General features: G+C 61.0%; 18 protein-coding genes. 12 read left to right on the forward strand and 6 right to left on the reverse strand.

Annotated elements, in window-relative coordinates; all coding sequences use genetic code 11:
• The first annotated feature begins 228 nt into the window (after positions 1-228).
• The 4 genes from TL5118_RS15690 to TL5118_RS15705 all read left to right on the forward strand — a co-directional run bounded on the left by TL5118_RS15690 (position 229) and on the right by TL5118_RS15705 (position 5455).
• Positions 229-1791 carry an ABC transporter substrate-binding protein gene (locus tag TL5118_RS15690; RefSeq protein WP_058244726.1) on the forward strand — a complete coding sequence of 521 codons (1563 nt, stop codon included), beginning with the start codon at positions 229-231 and terminating at the stop codon, positions 1789-1791.
• 141 nt (positions 1792-1932) lie between these two features.
• On the forward strand, positions 1933-2886 hold the full coding sequence (locus tag TL5118_RS15695; RefSeq protein ID WP_058244725.1) for an ABC transporter permease: 954 nt from the start codon (positions 1933-1935) through the stop codon (positions 2884-2886).
• A gap of 12 nt (positions 2887-2898) precedes the next feature.
• Entirely contained in the window at positions 2899-3822 is a 924-nt protein-coding gene (locus tag TL5118_RS15700) for an ABC transporter permease (RefSeq protein ID WP_082626390.1), read from the forward strand.
• Between the two features lie 4 nt (positions 3823-3826).
• Positions 3827-5455 (forward strand): ABC transporter ATP-binding protein, encoded by a 1629-nt coding sequence (locus TL5118_RS15705; protein ID WP_058244724.1) that lies wholly within the window; start codon positions 3827-3829, stop codon positions 5453-5455.
• A 55-nt stretch (positions 5456-5510) separates the two neighbouring features.
• Here the strand turns inward: TL5118_RS15705 and TL5118_RS15710 are convergent, their stop codons facing one another.
• Positions 5511-6389, reverse strand: coding sequence for a LysR substrate-binding domain-containing protein (locus TL5118_RS15710; RefSeq protein WP_058244723.1), 879 nt, complete (start codon positions 6387-6389; stop codon positions 5511-5513).
• Positions 6390-6490: 101 nt separating this feature from the next.
• Between TL5118_RS15710 and TL5118_RS15715 the strand changes: the two genes are divergently transcribed.
• From TL5118_RS15715 to TL5118_RS15730, 4 genes are all read left to right on the forward strand, one after another.
• Positions 6491-8101 (forward strand): GMC family oxidoreductase, encoded by a 1611-nt coding sequence (locus tag TL5118_RS15715; protein ID WP_058244892.1) that lies wholly within the window; start codon positions 6491-6493, stop codon positions 8099-8101.
• 3 nt (positions 8102-8104) lie between these two features.
• The gene (locus TL5118_RS15720; RefSeq protein ID WP_058244722.1) at positions 8105-9211 is read left to right on the forward strand and encodes a mandelate racemase/muconate lactonizing enzyme family protein; all 1107 of its coding nucleotides are present in this window, start codon (positions 8105-8107) and stop codon (positions 9209-9211) included.
• Between the two features lie 178 nt (positions 9212-9389).
• Positions 9390-9698, forward strand: a complete 309-nt coding sequence (locus tag TL5118_RS15725) for a Dabb family protein (protein WP_058244721.1) — start codon at positions 9390-9392, stop codon at positions 9696-9698.
• 57 nt (positions 9699-9755) lie between these two features.
• Positions 9756-10391, forward strand: coding sequence for a TetR/AcrR family transcriptional regulator (locus TL5118_RS15730; protein WP_058244720.1), 636 nt, complete (start codon positions 9756-9758; stop codon positions 10389-10391).
• 38 nt (positions 10392-10429) lie between these two features.
• Here TL5118_RS15730 and TL5118_RS15735 read toward each other — a convergent pair whose 3' ends face one another.
• Positions 10430-12022 (reverse strand): 5-guanidino-2-oxopentanoate decarboxylase, encoded by a 1593-nt coding sequence (locus TL5118_RS15735; RefSeq protein WP_058244719.1) that lies wholly within the window; start codon positions 12020-12022, stop codon positions 10430-10432.
• A complete protein-coding gene (locus TL5118_RS15740; RefSeq protein WP_058244718.1) occupies positions 12019-13209 on the reverse strand; it encodes a pyridoxal phosphate-dependent aminotransferase in 1191 nt (396 codons plus the stop codon). Before TL5118_RS15740 ends, TL5118_RS15735 begins: the two co-directional genes overlap by 4 nt.
• A gap of 408 nt (positions 13210-13617) precedes the next feature.
• Here TL5118_RS15740 and TL5118_RS15745 point away from each other — a divergent pair, with 408 nt between their 5' ends.
• Together TL5118_RS15745 and TL5118_RS15750 are read left to right on the forward strand one after the other, a co-directional pair.
• Complete coding sequence (locus tag TL5118_RS15745; RefSeq protein WP_082626389.1) at positions 13618-14661, forward strand: isopenicillin N synthase family dioxygenase; 1044 nt, start codon at positions 13618-13620, stop codon at positions 14659-14661.
• Entirely contained in the window at positions 14661-15305 is a 645-nt protein-coding gene (locus tag TL5118_RS15750; protein ID WP_058244717.1) for a LysE family translocator, read from the forward strand. The genes TL5118_RS15745 and TL5118_RS15750 overlap by 1 nt, the downstream gene beginning before the upstream one ends.
• Positions 15306-15326: 21 nt before the next feature.
• Here the strand turns inward: TL5118_RS15750 and TL5118_RS15755 are convergent, their stop codons facing one another.
• Entirely contained in the window at positions 15327-16262 is a 936-nt protein-coding gene (locus tag TL5118_RS15755) for a GlxA family transcriptional regulator (RefSeq protein ID WP_165590055.1), read from the reverse strand.
• A gap of 99 nt (positions 16263-16361) precedes the next feature.
• Here TL5118_RS15755 and TL5118_RS15760 point away from each other — a divergent pair, with 99 nt between their 5' ends.
• Positions 16362-17162: an MBL fold metallo-hydrolase gene (locus TL5118_RS15760; protein WP_058244715.1), complete on the forward strand. Its 801-nt coding sequence runs from the start codon at positions 16362-16364 to the stop codon at positions 17160-17162.
• A 63-nt stretch (positions 17163-17225) separates the two neighbouring features.
• Here TL5118_RS15760 and TL5118_RS15765 read toward each other — a convergent pair whose 3' ends face one another.
• Positions 17226-17591: an SMR family transporter gene (locus tag TL5118_RS15765; RefSeq protein ID WP_058244714.1), complete on the reverse strand. Its 366-nt coding sequence runs from the start codon at positions 17589-17591 to the stop codon at positions 17226-17228.
• Positions 17588-19081, reverse strand: coding sequence for a UbiA family prenyltransferase (locus TL5118_RS15770; RefSeq protein WP_058244713.1), 1494 nt, complete (start codon positions 19079-19081; stop codon positions 17588-17590). Before TL5118_RS15770 ends, TL5118_RS15765 begins: the two co-directional genes overlap by 4 nt.
• A 161-nt stretch (positions 19082-19242) precedes the next feature.
• Between TL5118_RS15770 and TL5118_RS15775 the strand changes: the two genes are divergently transcribed.
• Entirely contained in the window at positions 19243-20955 is a 1713-nt protein-coding gene (locus TL5118_RS15775; protein WP_058244712.1) for a glycosyltransferase family protein, read from the forward strand.
• The last annotated feature ends 130 nt before the right edge of the window (positions 20956-21085 follow it).

The raw sequence follows: 21085 nt of genomic DNA on the forward strand, positions 1-21085 counted from the left end.
CCGATTGTCATAACTCAGTTTTCTTGGCAGGCTACCCCAAGGGCAGCTGTGAAAGGCCTTGAAATGCTGTGCAAAGGTCGGGCTACTATAGCCCCCAGCACAGATCCCTTTGCCGCGCGCAGTGCCGCGCCAGATGCGGAGGGCAAGAGATACCGGCGGTGAGGAACACGCTGGCAGCCATCGCGGGATCCCCTGCGGTGGCTACATCAACAACAGAGGAGAAAATCAATGACACAGATGAACAAGTCCGGCATCACCCGCCGTGGGCTGCTGCGCGGTGCCACCGCGATGGGCGCCGCTGCGCTGATCCTGCCCGCGGGCATGCGCGCTGCCAGTGCCGCCCCGAAAAAAGGTGGCGTTCTGCGCATCGGCATGGGCCACGGCAGCACCTCGGACAGTCTGGATCCGGGCACATGGGATAACGCCTATTCGCAGGTATTTGCCAGCGCTCGCCATAACTACCTGACCGAGATCGACGCCGACGGCCAGCTGGTGCCCGAACTGGCGACCGAGTGGTCCTCACCTGATGCGACCACCTGGACCTTCAAGATCCGCGAAGGTGTGACCTTCCACAGCGGCAAAACCCTGGACGCCGGCGACGTCATCGCCTCGCTGAACCACCACCGCGGTGAAGACAGTGAATCGGCCGCCAAGCCGATCGTTTCGTCCATCGTCGACATGAAGGCCGACGGCAGCCACACTGTTGTCATCACCCTGGAAGCAGGCAACGCCGACTTCCCCTTCATCATCTCCGATTATCACCTGGCCATCCTGCCCGCCAAAGACGGCAAGATCGATCCGATGACCCTGGACGGCTGCGGCGGCTATGTTGTTGACAGCTTTGAGCCCGGCGTGCAGGCGACCCTGTCGCGCAACCCGAACTACTGGAAGTCCGATCGCGCCCACTTCGACGGTCTGGAAATCCTGCCGATCGTTGATGCAGCGGCCCGTCAGAACGCCCTGCTGTCCGGTCAGGTTGATGTGATCGACCGTGTTGACCTCAGCACCGTGCACCTGCTGGAGCGCGCACCGAACGTCAACATCCTGTCGGTTTCGGGCACCCAGCACTACGTGCTGCCGATGGACAGCCGCGCAGCGCCCTACAGCGACAACAACGTCCGTCTGGCGCTGAAGCACGCGATCAACCGGGAAGAGCTGGTCGACAAGATCCTGAACGGTTACGGCTCGGTCGGCAACGACCACCCGATTGGTGTGTCCAACCGTTTCCACGCCTCTGAGCTGGAACAGCGCACCTATGACCCGGACAAGGCCAAGTTCTACCTGAAAGAAGCCGGCCTCAGCAGCCTGGACGTGGAACTGTCGACCTCGGAAGCGGCCTTTGGCGGTGCAACCGATACTGCGGTTCTGTTCTCGGAAAGCGCCAAAGCGGCAGGCATCAACCTGACCGTCAAGCGTGAGCCGGCAGATGGCTACTGGTCCAACGTCTGGATGCAGAAACCCTTTGTGGCCAGCTACTGGGGTGGTCGTCCGACCGAAGACTGGATGTTCACCACGGCCTATGCCTCGGGTGCATCCTGGAACGACAGCTACTGGGAGCATGAGCGCTTCAACAAGCTGCTCACCGAAGCCCGTTCGGAACTGGACGACGCCAAACGCCGCGAGATGTATGTTGAAATGCAGAGCATCGTCCGTGACGAAGGCAGCGTGATCGTACCGATGTACGCCAACTACGTGATGGCCCTGTCCAACGCGGTCGCAACCCCTGAAAAAGTTGCCTCGAACTGGACCATGGACGGCTTCAAAGCTGTTGAGCGCTGGTGGTTCGCGTAAACCGCGCCGCTCTTTAGCGATTGATATGGGCCCGGTGCGGAAACGCGCCGGGTCATGCCCCACTCAACCGGGCCATGCCCCACCCACAGGGGGCACAAAACACAAAAATGACCTGTGGGAACAGACGGAGGGACACTACAGATGGCGCATGTCTGGCGCATGATTGCGCAACGACTTGCCCTAGGATTTCTGACGCTTTTCGTGATTTCGCTGCTGATCTTTGGCGCGACCGAATTGCTGCCCGGCGACTTCGCCGAGGCCGTCCTGGGACAATCGGCAACCGAAGAGACCGTGGCGGCGATCCGCCGGGATCTCGGGCTCGACCAACCCTTTCACACCCGCTACATCGACTGGCTGTTTGGCGTCCTGCAGGGGGATTTCGGAAAATCGCTGTCCAATGACCGCCCGGTGCTGGATCTGATCGGCAACCGGCTGGGCAATACCCTGTTCCTGGCGATCTATGCCGCCTGTCTGGCGGTTCCGCTGTCGCTGGCCCTTGGCATTCTTGCCGCGCTTTTCCGCAATTCGATCTTTGACCGCGTGTCCAACGCGGCGGCGCTGACCTCAATCTCCTTCCCTGAGTTTTTTGTCGCCTACATTCTGATCCTGTGGCTGGCGCAGGGCGGGCATTTCCCGTCGATTGCACGGCTCAGCAGCTCGGCCAGCTTGGGCCAGACGCTCTATCAGACCTTCCTGCCGGCGCTGACGCTGACCCTTGTTGTCACCGCCCATATGATGCGGATGACCCGGGCGGCGATTATCAACCTCTTGGCCAGCCCCTACATTGAAATGGCGCGCCTCAAGGGGATGAGCCCGATGCGGGTGATCCTGAAACACGCGCTGCCCAATGCGCTGGCCCCGATCATCAACGTTGTGGCACTGAACCTCGCCTATCTGATCACCGGTGTGGTCGTGGTTGAGGTGGTCTTTGTCTACCCGGGCCTTGGCCAGTTGATGGTGGACAGCGTGACCCGTCGTGACATCCCCGTGGTGCAGGCTGTGGCGCTGATTTTTGCCTCGGCTTATGTGCTGTTGAACCTCACCGCTGACGTGCTGTCGACCCTGTCGAACCCACGTCTGATGCACCGTCGTTAAGGGGGATCTGATATGTCGTTTCTGATGACCCTTTTCTGGGTGGTTGCAACCGCTCTGGGCGCGCTGGCATTGGGCTGGCTGTTCCGGGCGGTTTTGGTTCTGGCCACACCGGCCAATATGGCGCGTGAGCTGCGCAAGGCACCGTTGACTGCGTCTTTCGGGATGCTGGTGATCCTGATCTACGTTGTGGTGGCCCTGTTCGCCCCGCTGATTGCCCCCTTCGCGGAAAGCGAAGTGGTGGGGCGCCAGTATCAGCAGTGGGACAGCACCTATCTGCTGGGCACCGATAACCTGGGCCGCGATATGCTGACCCGGATGATCTATGGCGCACGTAACACAGTTGGGATCGCCTTCGCCACGACGGCGCTGGCCTTCTTTGTCGGCTCCATCCTTGGCCTGCTGGCCGCGGTGGTTGGTGGCTGGCTGGACCAGTTCCTGAGCCGCGTGGTGGACATCCTGATGGCCATTCCGTCGCTCATCTTCTCGCTCCTGCTGCTGACCATCTTTGGCACCTCGGTGGTGTCGCTGATCCTGGTGATCGCAACAATCGATGCCACCCGCGTGTTCCGTCTGGCCCGCTCTGTGGCGCAGGGCATCGTGGTGATGGACTACATCGAAGCCGCCAAACTGCGCGGTGAGGGGCTGTGGCACCTGGTGACCCGCGAAGTGCTGCCAAACGCGATGGCCCCATTGGTGGCCGAATTTGGTCTGCGCTTCTGCTTTGTGTTCCTGGCCATTTCGGCGCTGTCGTTCCTGGGCCTTGGCATTCAGCCGCCCACGGCTGACTGGGGATCGATGGTGCGCGACAACGCAACGCTGATCACCTTTGGTGACATCACCCCGCTGCTGCCGGCTGGTGCAATTGCGCTGCTGACGGTTGCGGTGAACTTTGTGGTGGACTGGCAGCTGCACCGCGCCAGCGGATTGAAGGAGTAAGCCCATGGCGAATGATAAGACGCAAGAGCCACTCCTCACCGTGCGCGGCCTTAGGATTGAAGGCAAATCTGAGGATCAGTGGAACGAAATCGTCAAAGGCGTGGACCTGACCCTGCATCGGGGTGAGGTGCTGGGCCTGATCGGCGAATCCGGCGCGGGCAAATCCACCGTTGGTCTGGCCTCAATGGGCTTCACCCGCGATGGCTGCCGGATTTCCGGGGGGGAGATCACCTTTGACGGCATCGATCTGCGCAACGCTTCAGCGGCGGACAAACGCGGGTTGCTGGGCAAGCGGATCGCCTATGTGGCGCAATCCGCAGCGGCCAGTTTCAACCCGGCGCATAAGCTGATTGATCAATACAGCGAAGCGCCGGTGGTGCATTCCGTCATGTCCCGCGCGGATGCTGAGGCGGATGCGGTGGATCTTTACCGCCGCATGCAGTTGCCGGATCCTGAACAGATCGGCTTCCGTTATCCGCATCAGGTGTCTGGCGGGCAGCTGCAGCGGGCGATGACGGCCATGGCGATGTCCTGTCGGCCCGACCTCATCATCTTTGATGAGCCGACAACCGCGCTGGATGTGACCACCCAGATTGAGGTTTTGGCGGCGATCCGCGACATCGTGGAACAGTTCAACACCGCTGCGATCTATATCACCCACGATCTGGCGGTTGTGGCGCAGATGGCGGATCGCATCAAAGTGCTGCTGAAAGGCGAAGAGGTCGAAGAGGCGGACACCCGCTGCATGCTCAGCACCCCGAAGGAGGACTATACCAAGTCGCTCTGGGCGGTGCGCAGCCATGCCCGGCCCGAACAGCCGAAACCCGAAGGGGAAACCCCGGTGGTGTCGGTCCGCAACGTGACGGCGGGTTATGGCAAAGTGGATGTGTTGCAGGATGTCAGCTTTGACATTCACAAACGCCGCACCGTGGCCGTGGTGGGCGAAAGTGGATCGGGGAAATCGACCACCGCCCGGGTGATCACCGGCCTTTTGACGCCGCGCCGTGGTGAGGTGCTGTTTGACGGCGAAACGCTGCCTGCGGACTATCGGTCGCGCAGCCGCGATCAGCTGCGGCAGGCGCAGATGATCTATCAGATGGCCGACACCGCGCTGAACCCGAAACTGACCATCCGTGAGCTGATCGGTCGCCCGGCACAGATGTATCTGGGCCTGAAAGGCAAGGCGCTGGAGGATCGGGTCAAAGATCTGCTGAACCTGATTGAGCTGGAGCCGGAGCACTATATCGACCGGCTGCCCTCAGAGCTGTCGGGCGGTCAGAAACAGCGGATTGGCATTGCCCGCGCGCTGGCGGCGGAGCCGAAATTCATTATCTGCGATGAGGTCACATCGGCGCTGGATCAGCTGGTGGCGGAGGGCATCCTTAAACTGCTGGACCGGCTGCAGGAACAGTTTGATCTGGCCTATATGTTCATCACCCACGATCTGGCCACAGTGCGCGCCATCGCAGATGAGGTGGTGGTGATGCAGCAGGGTCGGGTGGTTGAACAGGGCGTGAAGTCCGAGATGTTCCAACCACCGCACCATCCCTACACCGAGCTACTATTGTCTTCGGTGCCTGAGATGGATCCGGATTGGCTCAGCGATCTGTTGGCCAGCCGCGCCGCGAAATAAAGAAAGGGCGCCCCAAGCGGGCGCCCTTTTTCTGTTGGGGATCAGATGCTTGCTTTTATGATGCGGCCTCAGCGCGCAGCCAGGTGATCAGCTTGTCGAGGTCCGGTGAGGGCTGGCGCCCCGGCGCGCGCAGCAGATACATGCCCTGGTCCTGCTGATACGCGGCCTGGACCGATGGCACCAAAGTGCCCGCGGCCATATAGGGCTGGGCAAAGGCATCAAAGACCAGGCAATGCCCCACCCCCTGCGCCGCGACGTCGAGGGCGACACTGGATTGATCAACAACCATTGCCGGATCCGGCAGCGGATCGGTCAGGCCCTGACGGTGAAAAAACCGGGTCCAGCTTTCGGTCACGCCAGCGATCTCGATCAGCGGGGCGTGGCGCAGGGTTTCCAGATCCGGCGCCGTTTTGGCCAGATCGGGGTGGGCCAGGGGCAGAACCTTCCCACGCACCAGTGGTTCGGGCAACACGCCGGTCCATTCGCCCTGACCATAGCTGATGTCCAGATCCAGCTGTTCACTTTCCACCGTGCCCGCCCAACCCGCGGTGTGCAGCTGCAACCGCACCTCAGGGTGGGCCGCGCGGAACCGTGGCAGGCGCGGGATCAACCAGGATTGGGCAAAGCTTTGCAGGCAGCGCAGGCGCAGCGTCGCCTGCTGACCCCGGCCAAACACATCCGTGGTGGCCAGCGACAGATCGCTGAAGGCTTGCCGCACCGCAGGCAGGTAGTTTTCCCCCAGCCGGGTCAGCAAAAGATGGCGGTTGCGGCGCAGGAACAGCGGATAGCCCAGCTGACCCTCAAGACTGCGGACCTGATGGCTGATGGCGGCAGGGGTGAGCGCCAGTTCTTCGGCGGCGAGGGTGAAACTGCCAAGCCGTGCAGCAGCCTCAAAGGCGCGCAGCCAGGGCAGGGGAGGGAGGTTATAGCTCATCCCCCCTTTTCAAATGAAACAGGGTCGAGAGCAAATGTTTCTTTGTTTGTCACAAAAGCTTCACCTGCGCCATCTTGGCCAAAACCAAGGAGGGCGCGTGCGTGGACAGGTTTGATTACGTCATTATCGGTGCAGGATCAGCAGGTTGCGTGCTGGCGGATCGGCTGAGCGCCTCTGGCAGGTATCGGGTATTGGTGCTGGAACGGGGGCCGCGTGATCGATCGCTCTGGATCAAGATCCCCGCCGGCTATGGCAAGCTGTTTTATCATCCCAAGCTGAACTACGGCCTGCAGGCCACCCCATCTGACGCCATTGAGGGCCGGGTGGATTACTGGCCACGGGGCCGCGTGGTTGGCGGCTCGGGCTCAATCAATGCCATGGTCTATTGCCGTGGTTTGCAGCAGGATTTTGACGATTGGGCCAGCCTTGCGGGGCCTGAGTGGGGCTGGGACGCTGCCTGCGAAACCTATGACCGGATTGAAACGCATCACCACGCCGATGGCCGCGTTGTCGGCAGCGGCCCGTTGCAGATCACCGACGTGAGTCAGCGCATCCACCCGGTCAATCGCCACTATTTCACCGCGTTGGAGCAACAGCAGTTGCCGCAGACTGATGACATGAACGGCCCGCAGCCCGAAGGCGGTGGCATCTACCGGCTGAACACCTACAAAGGCCGCCGCTGGTCGGCGGCGCAGGCGCATCTGAAACCGGCCCTGCGGCGCAGTAATGTCACCCTGCGCACCGGCGCCGAGGTTGAACGGATCCTGTTTGACGAAAGCCGCGCCACCGGGGTGGCCTACCGTCGGAACGGGCAACGGGTGGAGGTGCAGGCCGGTCAGGTGATCCTGTCGGCGGGGGCGGTGCACAGCCCGCAGATCCTGCAACTGTCAGGTCTTGGGCCGGGGCAGGTGCTGCGTGATCTGGGCATTTCGCTGCGGCTGGCCAATGACAATATCGGCGGCAATCTGCAGGACCATCTGGGCATTAACTATTATTTCCGCGCGACCGAACCGACATTGAACAACCAACTGGCCCCTTGGTGGGGCAAGGCGCTGGCCGGGCTGCAATATGTGCTGGCGCGGCGGGGTCCGCTGGCACTGTCGGTGAATCAATGTGGCGGCTTCTTCCGCTCAGGCGCGATTGAGGGGCAAGTGGACCAGCAGCTCTATTTCAACCCGGTGACCTATACGACCACCAAGGCCGGCACCCGCAATGTGATCAACCCCGATCCTTTCCCGGGCTTTATCCTTGGCATGCAGCCCACCCGGCCCAGCAGCCGTGGTCGGATCGATATCCGCTCTGCCGATCCGGGCACCGCGCCACGGATTGATGCCAACCCCTTGGCGACGGAGGATGACCAAAAGGCGGTGATCGCAGGCGGTCGGCTGTGTCAGCAGATCCTTGCAGCGCCTGCGTTGCAGGCCTTGATCGATCAACCGATGTATGGCGATGTGCAGCAGATGGATGATGCCGCGATCCTGAGCGATTTTCGCGCCCGTTGCGGCACTGTGTTCCACCCGGTGTCGACGGTGCGGATGGGGCTGGATCCGGCCACCTCAGCGCTGGACCCGCAGCTGCGGTTGCGCGGCGTTGACGGGCTGCGGGTTGTCGATGCCTCGGCCTTCCCAAACATCACTTCGGGCAATACCAATGCCCCCACCATGATGCTGGCCCACCGGGCGGCAGATATGATCCTGAAAGACGCGAGTTGAGCCATGAAGATCACCAAGATTGAAACTTTTTCCAATGAATTCGTAGGCTTCACCCGGTTGACGACCGAGGATGGCGCGCAGGGTTGGGGGCAGGTCTCGACCTATAATTCTGACATCACGGCGCAGGTGTTGCACCGTCAGATCGCCCCTTGGGCGCTGGGGCGGTCAACCCAAGATCTGGAGGCGCTGGTTTGTGAAATCCCCGAGCGTGAACATAAATTCCCCGGCTCCTACCTGCGCCGGGCGATGGCGGGGCTGGATACGGCGATCTGGGACTGGCGCGGCAAACAGGCGGGCAAACCGGTTGTCGAACTGCTGGGCGGTACACCGGGCCGGCTGCGGGCCTATGGGTCATCGATGACCCGTGACATCACGCCCGAGGAGGAGGCCGCGCGGCTGGCGCGGCTGCGGGGGGAACAGGGGTTTGACGCCTTCAAATTCCGGGTGGGCCGGGAATGTGGGCACGATGTGGACCAGTGGCCCGGGCGCACCGATGCGATTGTGCCTGCGGTGCGCGCGGCGGTGGGCGAGGATGTGGCGCTTCTGGTCGATGGCAACTCGGGCTATTCGGCGGCCAAGGCGATTGAGGTCGGCAAGATGCTGGAACAAAACGGTGTCGACCACTTTGAGGAACCTTGCCCCTACTGGCTGATGGAAGAAACCAAACAGGTCACTGATGCCTTGGATCTGGATGTGACAGGCGGGGAACAGGACTGCGATCTGCAGCATTGGAAGCGGATGATCGCGATGCGCGCGGTGGATGTGATCCAGCCCGATATCCTCTATCTCGGCGGTATTTCTCGCACGCTGATGGTGGCCGAGATGGGCGCCAAGGCCGGGCTGCCCTGCACGCCCCATTGCGCCAACCTGTCATTGGTGACGCTGTTCACCATGCACCTGCTGAAGGCCATTCCAAACGCCGGCAAATATCTTGAGTTCTCTATTGAAGGCGATGACATTTATCCTTGGCAACGCGATCTGTTTGTGACCTGTCCCTACGGCATCGAAGACGGTCATGTGACGGTCTCTGAAGCGCCGGGTTGGGGAATTGAGGTCTCGCCTGAATGGCTGTCGCGGGCGCAATATCAGGTCAGTGAGCTGCCTGTATAACCCTGTGAGTTGTTTCGATATTCGTATATTTTGCAAAGGTATGCGGTGAAGGTATCCTGTGGATAAGTTTTATCCACAGGTTTATGCACATAGCTGATTAGGCAGTCATTATGTCTCTCAACCGCCTTGACGCAGCTGCCGCATCTGCGCAGGCTCACCTCAGGGACAGGAGGGGCCCATGATCCGCCATATCGTATTGATCAACTTCCGCGCTGAAGTGTCTGAGCAGGAGATTTCTCAGATGTTTTCTGCCCTGCCAGTGCTGCAGGATCTTTTGCCCGGCATGGGGGCGGTCACTGCGGGGCGCAGCGAAAGCCCGGAACAGATGGAACGCGGATACATGCACGGGTTTGTGGTGGATTTCGACAGCTGGCAGAGCCTGCAGGCCTATCAGGATCATCCCCAGCATAAGGCGCTTGGGGCCAGGCTGGTTGCGGCGGCCGAAGGGGGCATAGACGGCATTCTGGTCTTTGATCTGGAGGTTTAACCGCTTGCGCCCAGACCGCTAAATCCGGCACACTCGGCCCAAATCCGGGGGCTTGAGGTGCAGGAAAAGCGACGTAAATTCAAACGGCAAAGCGCAGAGGAGCGGAAGCAGGCGCTGGTGCAGGCAACCTTGGATCTGGTGGCAGAACAGGGTGTTCAGGCTGCAACCGTGCGCGCGATTTCCGAACGCGCTGAGGTGACGCAAGGGCTGATAAGGCACTACTTCTCAACCAAAGAAGAGCTGATCCTGGCCGCTTATGAATACCATATGAACGCGCTGACCGATCAGGCCAGCGCAGCGGCTGAGGCGGAGCATGACAGCGCCCGCGGCAAGCTGGCGGGGTTCATCCGCGCGTCGCTCAAACCGCCCGTTGTCGATCCGCGGGCGCTGGCGCTTTGGGCGGGGTTCATGACGATGCTGCTGCGGGATCCGGCGATGCGGCAGATCCATGAGCGCAGCTATGTCTATTTCCGCAACCGTCTACAGGCGCTGATCGCTGAGGCCCTGACGGAGGCCGGGAAAACGGTGACAGAACTACGGCTTAGGGCCTTAGCCATTGCTTGCAATGCGGTGGTGGATGGCCTGTGGCTGGAAGGCGGCGCCTTGCCTGAGGCCTTCGGCGACGACGAATTGCCTAAAATCGGGCTGGAGGCCGTGGGCGCGATTATAGATCTGCCGCTGGACTTGGGGTGAGGTGGCCCGGCCTATCCGCCGGGCCTGTTCACTACTGGCTATGAAGCAATCACAACCTCAATCATCACCGGACCGGGCGCCTGCGCCGTGTCGCGCAGGGCAGCGCTCAGCGCCTCGGGCTGATCAGGCACCTGCCGGTACACCATCCCGTAGGAGGCGGCGGTGTCGGCAAAACGGGGCGGGGTTGGATCGCAGCCAATCACCGGTGCATTCACGTCGCGCATGGCGGCAGCGATTTCGCCAAATCCGTAGTTGTTCCAGATCACAAAGCGTACCGGCAGGCCCTCCTGCGCGGCGACGGCCAATTCGGGCAGCGAAAACTGCGCGCCCCCATCACCGGTCAGGCAGATGGTTGGCTGATCGGGCTTGGCAATGGCCGCGCCAATCGCCGCGGGGATCGCGTAGCCCAAGGCACCATAGCCGGTGGAGGAATTGAACCATCCCCCCGCAACGTTATGATCGTAATAGAGATTTCCTGCATAGATCGGCTGCGTGGAATCGCCCACGATCTGCGCGCCGGGCAGGGCATCGCGCATCGCGTTGAGCATCGCAACATTGGCGCGGTAGGCTGGGCCGAGGGCAGCCCAGGCGGCGGTGCGGCAGGCCTCGGCCCGGGCAACACCATCGGTTTCGGCGCGGCTTGGCAGTACGGCGGCCAGTTGACCCGCCACCGTTGACGCATCAGCGCAGAGGGCGATCACATGCGGGTGACGGGCGATTTGATCCGGGCAGATGTCCACCCGGATCAGCCCGCGCATCTGCGCCATGTCGCCGGTTGCGTACATGTCATAGTCGGTCGGCCCCAATTCGGTCCCAAGGGCCAGCACGCAGTCGGCCTCCTCGATCAGATCGCGCACCGGTTTCAGGCTGGGGCTGGCGGGCACGGTCAAGCGATGCTGATGCATCAACCCGCGCGCATTGGTGGTCTGAACCACCGGCGCGTCGAGGTGCTCTGCCAAAGTTTGCAACGCGGCCCCACCGGTTTTGATACCGCCGCCGGCAAGGATCACCACCCGTTCTGCCTGCGTCAGCTGGGTGACCACCTGTTGCAGCGCGTCATCTGCGGCGGCTTTCGTGGCGGCTGGTGGGGCAGGGGGCGCCAGCGGGTTGGCCGTGACGCCGGCCACATCCAGCGGCACCTCAATATGTGCGGGCGTCGGGCGCGTGGCCTGCATCGCGTCAAAGGCGCGCGTTAACGCGCCGTTCAAGGCGTCAGGGTTGCTCACTTGTTCCGAGGTCGCGACCACGGTTTGCATCAACCCCTGCTGGTCGGGCAACTCATGCAGATGGCCCATGCCCTGACCCAAAGTGGCGCGGGCATTGACGCCCGAGACCACCAAAACCGGGACCGAGTCCGCACGGGACTGGGCCACGGGGGTGATCGTGTTGGTCAGGCCGGGGCCGGTGATCACGAAGGCCACACCGGGTTTGCCACTGGCGCGGGCATAGCCATCGGCCATGAAACCCGCACCCTGTTCATGCCGGGGGGTGACGTGGCGGATCCCGTCAAGATCCAGACCTCGGTAAAGCTCAATCGAATGCACGCCGGGAATGCCGAAGACGCAGTCAACGCCGCGCTGTTTCAAGCCGCTGACCAGTGCTTCGCCGACGGTGGGTTTGGTCTTGCTCATGAGGCGACCGCCTGTGGCTGAGTGGCTTTGGCATGGGTCAGCATACGGTCAATTGCTTGATCAAACTGGTCGTCTGGGATGGTCAGGGCAACACGCACCCAGTCCTGCAGGCCATCGCCAAAGGCACTGCCCGGCATCACGGCAACGCCCTGATCCAACAACGCCCAGGCGTAGGCTTCACCATCAAGCCCAAGGGCCTTGGCGGACACCAATGCAAACATGCCCGCCGCTGGCATATGCACGGCGAGGTCACTCTGTGCCTGTAATCGATCACGTAGCCGGGTGGCACGCGCGCTGAACCGCGCAGCCATGCCTGCCGCCACGGGCGATCCTTCGCGCACGGCAACTTCGGTCATGTCGGCGATGAAGGGTTGGTTGCCAAACAGCATGGTTTCGGCAACGGGCAGCAAAGCCTCGCAGAAGGCGGCAGGGCCAACACACCAGCCGCTGCGGAACCCAGGCGCTGCGTGAGATTTGGAGATTGAGGCCACCGCGATGACCCGATCCGCGATTTCGGGCAGGGCAAGGGGCGAACAGAAGGTGGTCCCATCAAAGATCAGATCTTCGTACACCTCATCCGAAATGATCCAGAGGTTGTGCTGACGGGCCAATGCACCGATCGCCTGCAGCTCGTCCCGGCTGAGGACCGCGCCGGTGGGGTTGTGCGGGGAGTTCAGCAGGATGGCGCGGCTTTTGGGGGTGATTGCGGCGGCCAGATCATGGGCCTGCATGCGGAACCCATGTTCGTCCCGCAGGGGCACCGGGACCATCGTGGCGCCAGTTGCACGCACCACCCCTTCGTAGGTCGCATACATCGGATCGCCCACCAGCACCTCATCACCCGTTTCGGCAACGCCCATCATCACGGCATAAAGCGCGGTCTGGGTGCCCGGCAGGCAGAGGAAGTTCTCAGGTCCAAAGGGCCGACCAATCCGTTGTGTGTAGCGATCCGCTAGAGCCTGCAGCAGCCCTTCTTCGCCTTGTCCGTTGGAATATTGCGTGCGCCCGGCGTTCAGCGCTTCAATACTGGCGGCAACCAATCTGTCTGGCACTGGCACATCAGGTTCGCCAATGGTCATTTCAATGATGTCTTCGCCCGCCTCAATGCGATCACGCGCCGCAAAATGCACCGCCCATTTGGCGCCGCCCAACCCGGCCAACCGGGTGGTGATATCGGCCAGTTTCATGGCTGTTGTCCTTATTCAAGTGGCTGTGGGGCGGGGACACCCCCAATACAGCGCGAGTGGTCTACAGGTGTGTTTTGTCTTGTTGTGCATCTGTATAATAAAGCTGTCAACTAGAACCTAAGTGCAGGCGGGATCATGGGGGCTGGGGTGTGAGCATCCAAATTCAGCCACAGATTTCAGCCAAAAAAGCGGGAATCTTTGGGTGTGTGTGGTGGCTTGGCACCTTGGTTCAAAGGCTAATCTTCTGTGATTGCACAAAATTTCGCCTCTAAGCTGCTTGGAGTGGCAAATCACCTTATGGGTGAGTAGCTTCCGCTTCCTTCAATCACCGATAAGTCATTGAATTTCCACAATTTTTCCTAAAACCCTGAATATCTGTCTCTGGCCACAACTCAACTGGAGCAGAAAATGAACATTAAAACATCATCTTTCACCCCCTATGACGACGGCACCCTGCCGTTGATCAGTCTCAGCGATCTCAGCAGTGAGGATCCTGTCAAACAGCAAGCGGTTGCAGACCAGATCGGTCAGGCCGCACGGCAGTTCGGGTTTTTCCGGATCTGCGATCACGGCATCAATCCGGTGCTGATCGAGGCGGCCTATGCGGTGGCCGCGCTGTTCTTTGCGCAGCCCGAACGGCACAAGATGCGCCATTACATCGGCAACAGCAGCAATCACCGCGGCTATGTGCCGTTCAGTGAAAAAGGCGATTATGCCGATGAGAAAAACCGCAGCTATGAGGCGTTTGATCTGGGTCTGGATCTGCCGGCGGATGACCCGGATTATCTGGCGGGCAACCGCCTGTTGGGGCCAAATGTCTGGCCGGATAGCCCCGGATTTGCCCAGATCATCGGCACCTATTACCAGCAGATCGCGCGGCTTGGTCAGCGGGTGACTGGTGCGTTGGAGCAGCACCTTGGCCTGCCGCAGGGCGCCATGCTGGCCCAGATGGACAAGCCTGTTTCACAGCTGCGCCTGCTGCATTACCTGCGCGACGATGAGACCACCGACCATAAATCGGTCAATATGGGCGCCCATACGGACTATGAATGTCTGACTCTGTTGCATACACGCAACCCCGGCCTGCAAGTCCTTGCAACCTCTGGTAAATGGATCGACGTGCCGGTCGATCATTCGGTCTTTGTGGTCAATATTGGCGACATGTTGGAGGCCTGGAGCAACGGAATTTTGCGCTCAACACCTCATAGGGTCTTGAATTCAAGCGCAGAACGGTTTTCGATGCCGTATTTTGTAGCCGCAAATTACGACACGATGATTGAACCCTTCCCTCAGCTTATCAGCGAAAGCCGCCCATCAGGCTATACGCCATTCAAAGCGGGGGAACATCTGGAGACTATGCTTATGCGCGATTTCCCCTATCTGCGGGACGGTCAGTCAGATACCAACTTCTCAAACCCCTTTGAAGGCCGACTGCAGGGAGATCAGCACTGATGCCACCCTTTGAAACGATCTTGGCGGTGCTGCTTGCGGGATTTGCACTTAGCGCGACACCCGGTCCCTCGATGCTTTACGTGCTGTCGCGCACGGTGGGGCAGGACCGGGTTGCTGGGCTGGCCTCGGCCTTTGGGCTGGCGCTGGGGGGCATGGCGCTGGCCGTGGCCACCGCGATGGGGCTTGCGGCGGTGTTTGCCAAGTTCACCTGGATCGTGCCGGGCCTGCGCTATCTGGGATCGGCCTATCTGATCTGGCTGGGCATCGGCATGATCCGCGAAGCCCGCGCGGCAGCGCTGGCGGATCTGCATGTCAGCGAAGTGGTGCGCAAACCCGTGCGTGCGATCGTCTGGCAGGGGGTTCTGGTGGAACTGCTGAACCCCAAAACGGTGCTGTTTTTCGCGCTGTTCCTGCCGCCCTTCATCAGGATGGGGGAGGGCAATGGCAGCGTTGAGCTGCAGTTCCTGATCCTTGGCGCACTGGTCCCGCTGACGGCAATCCCATCGGATATGTTGGTTGTCTTCATGGGCTCCAGCCTGGCCGGGGCGATCAACAAACGCCGGCATCTGCGTGAGGCGCTCGGCTGGATTGGCGGCGGACTGCTGATCCTGATCGCGGTCAACCTGCACCTTGGGGTGATCTGATCCAAGTGTTTGCAAATTGTGTTAAAGGGCGGTGCCACAGGCGCCGCCCTTTGTCATGTCGCGCAGGCTTTTGCGGAAGGCGGCCGGGGTCTGACCACTGATGCGGCCAAAGACGCGGTGAAAGGCAGGCAGATCCTGATACCCCGATTGCGCCGCCACCTCTGCAACCGGCAGGGCGCTGTCCGCCAGCAAGGTTTTGGCATGTTCAACCCGCAACTGCTGCAGGTATTGGGTGACGGTCAGCCCGGTGGCCCGCTGGAACCGCCGCTGCAAGCTGCGTGGTGATAGGCCCAGCCGCTGCGCCAGCAGGGGCAGGGCAGGCGGATGCGCAAGGTCGCGGGCCAGCCCGTGCTGGGCCTCGGCCACCTTGGCATCTCCATGGTCAAACTGGGGTTGGAACCGCTGAAACCGGCGCTGATCGCGCCGACAGGGATCCACCACAAAATGGCGCGCGGTTTCCAGCATTTTTGCATGCCCGCACAGCCGTTCAATCACAATCCGGGCCAGATCCACCCAGGCCATCAATCCGCCCGCGGTGACCAGATCGTCATATTCGATCACCAGCCGATCGGTGTTGATCTGCAGATCCGGCCAATGGCGCTGCAGATTATGGCCCGCGCCCCAATGGGTTGTCACCGGGCGCCCGGCGTCAAGACCGGCAGCGGCCACCCAGATCACCCCAACACAGGCGGAACAAATCAGCGCGCCCTGCTGCGCCTGGTCCGCAATCCAGCGCGGCAGATCGGGGTGGGCGACAGGATCAGGGGCCGTGGCTGCCGGCGGCAACAGGATCGCACTGGCGCCCGGCATGTTTGCCCAGTCCGCCGCTGTCATGTCCTGTGGGCGCACTGTCTCGGGCCGGAGGCCCGCGTGTGTCAGTATATCCACCAGCCCCAGCACTGCAGATGCCAGCGCACCGGGATAGTCGAGGAGGAGAACACGAGGGGCAGATGTCATCATAATGGCGCAATCCGCAAATTCACAGTCACTTGTGACAATATCGCTGATCCGCGCCACAGGCCATATCCCATTTCATCAAAGACATAGGAGAGCGTTATGAGCGCACGTGTACATGACATGAAGATCGGTGAGATTGATCTGCGGATCTTCGATGATGGCCGGTTCACCCTGCCTGCCGCCTATTTCGGCAATCTGCCCGAGGGCATGGAACTGGGCGATCAGGTGGAGATTGGCGCGAACCTCTGGCTGATCCGCAGCGGTGATCGTGTGATCCTTGTTGATACCGGCTCGGCCAAAGCGCTGAAGGCCAGGTTCCCAGAAACCGGTGCGGCCTGGGGGGATTTGCGGGGTGTACAGCCGACTGACATCGTGTTGACCCACATGCATGCCGATCATCTGGGCGGCTTTGCCGATCCGGCGGCCTTTGCAGGGGTGACCATTCATGTGGCTGCGGCGGAATGGGGGTTCTGGACCAACCCGGATCTGCCCGGTCTGGTGCCCGAGGAAAACCGCCCGATGGTTGAGATGATCCAAAGCGTTGCGGCTGGGATCGCGGATCGGGTGGTGACCCATGACGGCGCGGCAGAGCTGGCCCCCGGTGTCACCCTGGCGCCCCTGCCAGGCCATACGCCGGGCCATACCGGTGTGCAGCTGCAAAGCGGCGGACAGGAGCTGCTGATCGTATCGGACGCGGTGATCTCGGAACAGATCCAGATGGCTCAGCCCCAGGTGACATATGCCCTGGACGGGGATGCTGCCGCAGCCGTAGCCACCCGCCAGACCCTGCTGGCTGAGGCCGCAACCAAAGGCACGCCAATTGCGGCCACGCATTTTGCTTTCCCCGGTGTTGGCACCGTTGTGGCGGAGGGGCAGGCCTACCGGTTCCAACCCGTCTGAACAGTGAAGATCAAGGCGTGCCCACATGGGTGCGCCATTTTTGGCTGTGTGTCCGGTCCGGAATCAGCCCCGGGCCATCACCAGCAGCCCCAGGATGATCAGCGCCAGCCCCAGAAGCCGGGGCAGGCTGACAGGCTCGCCCAGGAAAACGATGCCTGAGACGGAGACCATGACAAAGCTCATCGCCACAAAGGGATAGGCCAGCGACAGATCCATCTGGCGCAGGGCAAAGAGCCACAGAACCGTCCCGACGCCATATAGCGCCAGACCCAGCAGCACTAACGGTGAAAAGAGGAAGCTCGCGGCCTTCAGCCACAGCGCTGCGGCTTCAGGCAGGGTCACGCGGGACACGCCCATTTTGAACGCCGTTTGGGCCACGGCAGACAGGCTGACGCTGACCAGAACCAGCAGGAAACCAGATAGACTCATCCGCCAAATCCCCTCAAATCGACGTAACGGGCCAGCAGCACAATCGCCAACATTGCTGCGACAGAAATGCGGCTGATCTGATCACGCAGGGCAAAAACAACCGGGTCATCCCCGATCTGATCGCGGTTGGCCCACATCCAGCTGCGATAGGTCCAGAACATCATCACAGGCAGCAGCAGCCACAGAAACTCGGGCGTGAGGTAGCGTTCTTTCACGGTGTCGCTGTTGACGTACTCAGCCAGTGTCAGCAGCGACAGCGCTCCATTTGCGATGCCAAAGGTCTGCACCACCGTGATATCGCCGCTGTAGTAGTTGCGGGCAGGCAGGCGTTCATCGGCCTGTGCCTCCGCCGCGATCAGGCGCGACAGCTCAATATAGCGCTTCATGTAGGCGAGGCTGAGGAAAAAGAACAAAGAGAAGGTCAACAGCCACGGGCTGGGCATCACCATGATCGCAGCCGCGCCTGCAATGATGCGCACCGTGTATAGCAGCGCCAGAACCACCACATCGATGGTGGAATACTGTTTCAGCCAGAGCGAATAGGCCTTGGTCAGGGTCACATAGGTGATCAGGATGGCCAGGAACAGTGGCCCGATCAGCGCCCCGAAGATGAGCGCAAGTGCAAACAGCCCGGTCGAGGCGGCAAGCCCTGTGAACGGGCGCAACGTCCCTGCGGCAAAGGGGCGGTTGCATTTCGTTGCATGCGCCCGGTCCGAGTCTACATCCAACAGATCATTCAGCAGATAGACCGCTGAGGCACAGAGCGAAAACGCCAGAAACCCCAGAGCCGCAGCCATCAGGCTGGCCCCATCAGTATAGAGATGGGCAAAGATCAGAGGCAGGAACAACAGCGCGTTTTTGGCCCACTGATGGGGTCGCATCGCCTTCAGCAAGGCACGAGCGGTAGAACCCGTTGCGGTGGGTTGTAGCGTCGCCTCATCCAGCCAATGCTGTGCTTCTTTCGGGGCTTTGGCAAAACCGCGGGCTGTCGCCGCCTGCCAGATCGGCATGTCCGCCCGGCTGTCGCCTAAGTATTCAAACGGGCCGTTGTCACAATGGGCCTGAATGGCCGCCAGCTTCGCCGCCCCTTTAAGGTTGCTGCCGGGGGAGGAGGCAATGATTTCGTCAAAGACACCCAGATGCGCCGCCACGGCCTCTGCCACGTGTTGATCGGCGGCGGTGGCCAGTATGACAGGGCGACCCGCGGCGCGGGCTGCTGCGATGTGATCCAGAACAGCCCCATTATAGGGCAACAGATCCGCGCGCAGCGGCACCTCTTGGGCCAGCGCGGATTTTAGACCGCTGAACCCCTGTTGCAGGGTTGCCTTCAAGGCGCGCCATAGGGCGACAGGGGATTTGGCTGACCGGATCAGCATTTCCTGCGCCACATCGGTGCGCACCAATGTGTGGTCCAGGTCAACGTAAAGTGGCAACGCAGTCGTGGGCGCGCTGGCTGTTGGATCTGTTTTGGCGTCTACAATCTGGGTCATCAACCTGTGTTGTTTCCAAGAAATATATCTAAAGAGCTATACGACTGCTTTTGACTTGGTGTTACGCGCCTTTCCTTTGCTTCGACAAGGGTTTTGCGTTTACCAAGAAATGCAGAAGCTTCTGCATTAGCCGTTTTGGCGCGTGGTTCTGGGACCGTTTAATGAAGAGATTTGGCAAAACTGAGGCGTTGACCTGCCTGGCGCTTTTTCTTTTGGCGCTGGGCCTGCGGTTGACCGGTTTGGACTATGGCTATTTCCACGGGGATGAGCGTGTGAATGATGCTGCCAAGGTGCTGACGGGGCAGCTGATCCCCGGGCAACACTTCTACCCGCCGTTTATCAACTATCTCAATGCGGTTGCTTTGGTGGTGCTGTTTGCCGTCGGGATGGTGGCGGGCTGGTGGGACAGTGCCGGGGCTTTCCGCGACCAGTATTTTGCTGATCCAACCGCCTTTTACATGGCCACCCGGGCGATGACCGCGCTTTGGGGGGCAGGGATGGCGGTGCTGTTCTTTCTGGCGGCGCGGCAGCTGCGCCTGAAACAGCGAAGCGCCATAGCGATCGGGCTGTTGGGGGCGTTTTTCCCGCTGGCGGTGTTCATGGCGCATATCTCAAAAGGGGACGCAGGCCTCGCAACAGCGATGATGGCCTGCATCTGGGCGATGCTGATGCGCATGGACGATCCACGCCACGGCCGCTGGGATCTGATCCTTGGCCTCTCGGTCACCCTGGCGCTGAGCTTCAAACATTCAGCGATTTTTGTCCTGCTGCCGATGGGGCTGGGCTGGCTGGCGCTCTTGGCGCAGCAGGAAGGCACAGGCGCGGCGTTGAAATCCTTTGCCCGGGTGTTTCTTCTGACGGCGGGCTTGTGGCCCATCTTCAACATCGGCGCGCTGCTGGATTTCCAGAACTTCCTTGAATATCAGCGTATTCAATCAGTGATGTCTGTGCAGGGCGGCACCGCTGGACCTTGGGCGGGGATCACAACGCTGATCGCCCGCAGCTTTGAAACGGCATTCGGCATGACCTCCGCAATGGCCTTGGCGGCAATCCTATCCCCCTTCCTGATCCTCACCGCGCCGCGTCTGTCGCAGAAGGGCAGCCTGCTGGTGATCTGGCTGGCCCTCACCATTGGCACGCTGGCGACGGCTTGGATCACCGGCAGCCGCCAGCCCGAACACCTGTGGATCGCCAATTTTGCAGGTTACCTGTTTGTAGGCGCCGTGGCTTTGGCGGCCTATGTCGAAAGCGGCCCGCGCCTGTCGCAACATCTGGCCGCATCCTGGCTGGCCGTGGGGCTGGGCCTGAGCATTTGGGGAAGCGTGATAGTGCTGACGCAGGCGACCGCGATGCCTGTGCAGGTGGCGCTGGATAACTATCTGGCGGAAAACCACGCTGACCGCCGTATCCTGACCGCCGCTGCCCACCGGATCCCGCAGCAGAAAGAAGCCCAGGCGGTGGAGTTGCGGCGGATTGAGCGGCTGGCGCGCAAATATAAGATCGACGCGCCTGAGGTGGCCGAGGATCGGATCATTCACACCTCAGCCGAGGGCGCACTGTTCTACGTACACATGCCCGTGGTGATGTATGGGCTGGAGTCGGTTGATGACGGCCAGGAAGGTTACGACGTCAAAGCCCATACCTGGCCGTTGCAGGCGGAAGAGTGGCAACGCAGCTATTGGATGAACCAAGGCTTCAGCCTGTTTGTGGTTCAGGATTTTGCCAATTACGCCCACCGTTTTGAATCGGAAATACGTCGCCAGTTTTTGCAGGCGCTGGATCGTGATTGCGCCGAGCTGCGCCGGTTTGATCCGTCAAAGCCGCTGTTTTTGGAACGCGAAGTGCGTGTCTATGACTGCGCGGATGCCAGCTAAACCCGGGCGTTTTTTCGCGACGGGATTCGTGCTACCATAAATCCACTTTTGCTACATTTCATTTCGCCCCGTGCCGCATTTTCGGCTGTTCTGGTTTGATCGGGGGCTGTGATTGACCTGTCGCCGCCCA

The sequence above is a fragment of the Thalassovita autumnalis genome, assembly GCF_001458255.1.
GTDB lineage: Bacteria > Pseudomonadota > Alphaproteobacteria > Rhodobacterales > Rhodobacteraceae > Thalassobius > Thalassobius autumnalis.

Bases quoted from the DNA above. Each gene is read 5' to 3' on its own strand.
- TL5118_RS15760 (WP_058244715.1), top strand. From the start codon at position 16,362: ATGAGCGCACGTGTACATGACATGAAGATCGGTGAGATTGATCTGCGG.
- TL5118_RS15770 (WP_058244713.1), bottom strand. From the start codon at position 19,081: ATGACCCAGATTGTAGACGCCAAAACAGATCCAACAGCCAGCGCGCCC.
- TL5118_RS15745 (WP_082626389.1), top strand. From the start codon at position 13,618: ATGAACATTAAAACATCATCTTTCACCCCCTATGACGACGGCACCCTG.
- TL5118_RS15750 (WP_058244717.1), top strand. From the start codon at position 14,661: ATGCCACCCTTTGAAACGATCTTGGCGGTGCTGCTTGCGGGATTTGCA.
- TL5118_RS15705 (WP_058244724.1), top strand. From the start codon at position 3,827: ATGGCGAATGATAAGACGCAAGAGCCACTCCTCACCGTGCGCGGCCTT.
- TL5118_RS15740 (WP_058244718.1), bottom strand. From the start codon at position 13,209: ATGAAACTGGCCGATATCACCACCCGGTTGGCCGGGTTGGGCGGCGCC.
- TL5118_RS15690 (WP_058244726.1), top strand. From the start codon at position 229: ATGACACAGATGAACAAGTCCGGCATCACCCGCCGTGGGCTGCTGCGC.
- TL5118_RS15735 (WP_058244719.1), bottom strand. From the start codon at position 12,022: ATGAGCAAGACCAAACCCACCGTCGGCGAAGCACTGGTCAGCGGCTTG.
- TL5118_RS15725 (WP_058244721.1), top strand. From the start codon at position 9,390: ATGATCCGCCATATCGTATTGATCAACTTCCGCGCTGAAGTGTCTGAG.
- TL5118_RS15765 (WP_058244714.1), bottom strand. From the start codon at position 17,591: ATGAGTCTATCTGGTTTCCTGCTGGTTCTGGTCAGCGTCAGCCTGTCT.
- TL5118_RS15775 (WP_058244712.1), top strand. From the start codon at position 19,243: ATGAAGAGATTTGGCAAAACTGAGGCGTTGACCTGCCTGGCGCTTTTT.
- TL5118_RS15710 (WP_058244723.1), bottom strand. From the start codon at position 6,389: ATGAGCTATAACCTCCCTCCCCTGCCCTGGCTGCGCGCCTTTGAGGCT.
- TL5118_RS15700 (WP_082626390.1), top strand. From the start codon at position 2,899: ATGTCGTTTCTGATGACCCTTTTCTGGGTGGTTGCAACCGCTCTGGGC.
- TL5118_RS15695 (WP_058244725.1), top strand. From the start codon at position 1,933: ATGGCGCATGTCTGGCGCATGATTGCGCAACGACTTGCCCTAGGATTT.
- TL5118_RS15720 (WP_058244722.1), top strand. From the start codon at position 8,105: ATGAAGATCACCAAGATTGAAACTTTTTCCAATGAATTCGTAGGCTTC.
- TL5118_RS15755 (WP_165590055.1), bottom strand. From the start codon at position 16,262: ATGACATCTGCCCCTCGTGTTCTCCTCCTCGACTATCCCGGTGCGCTG.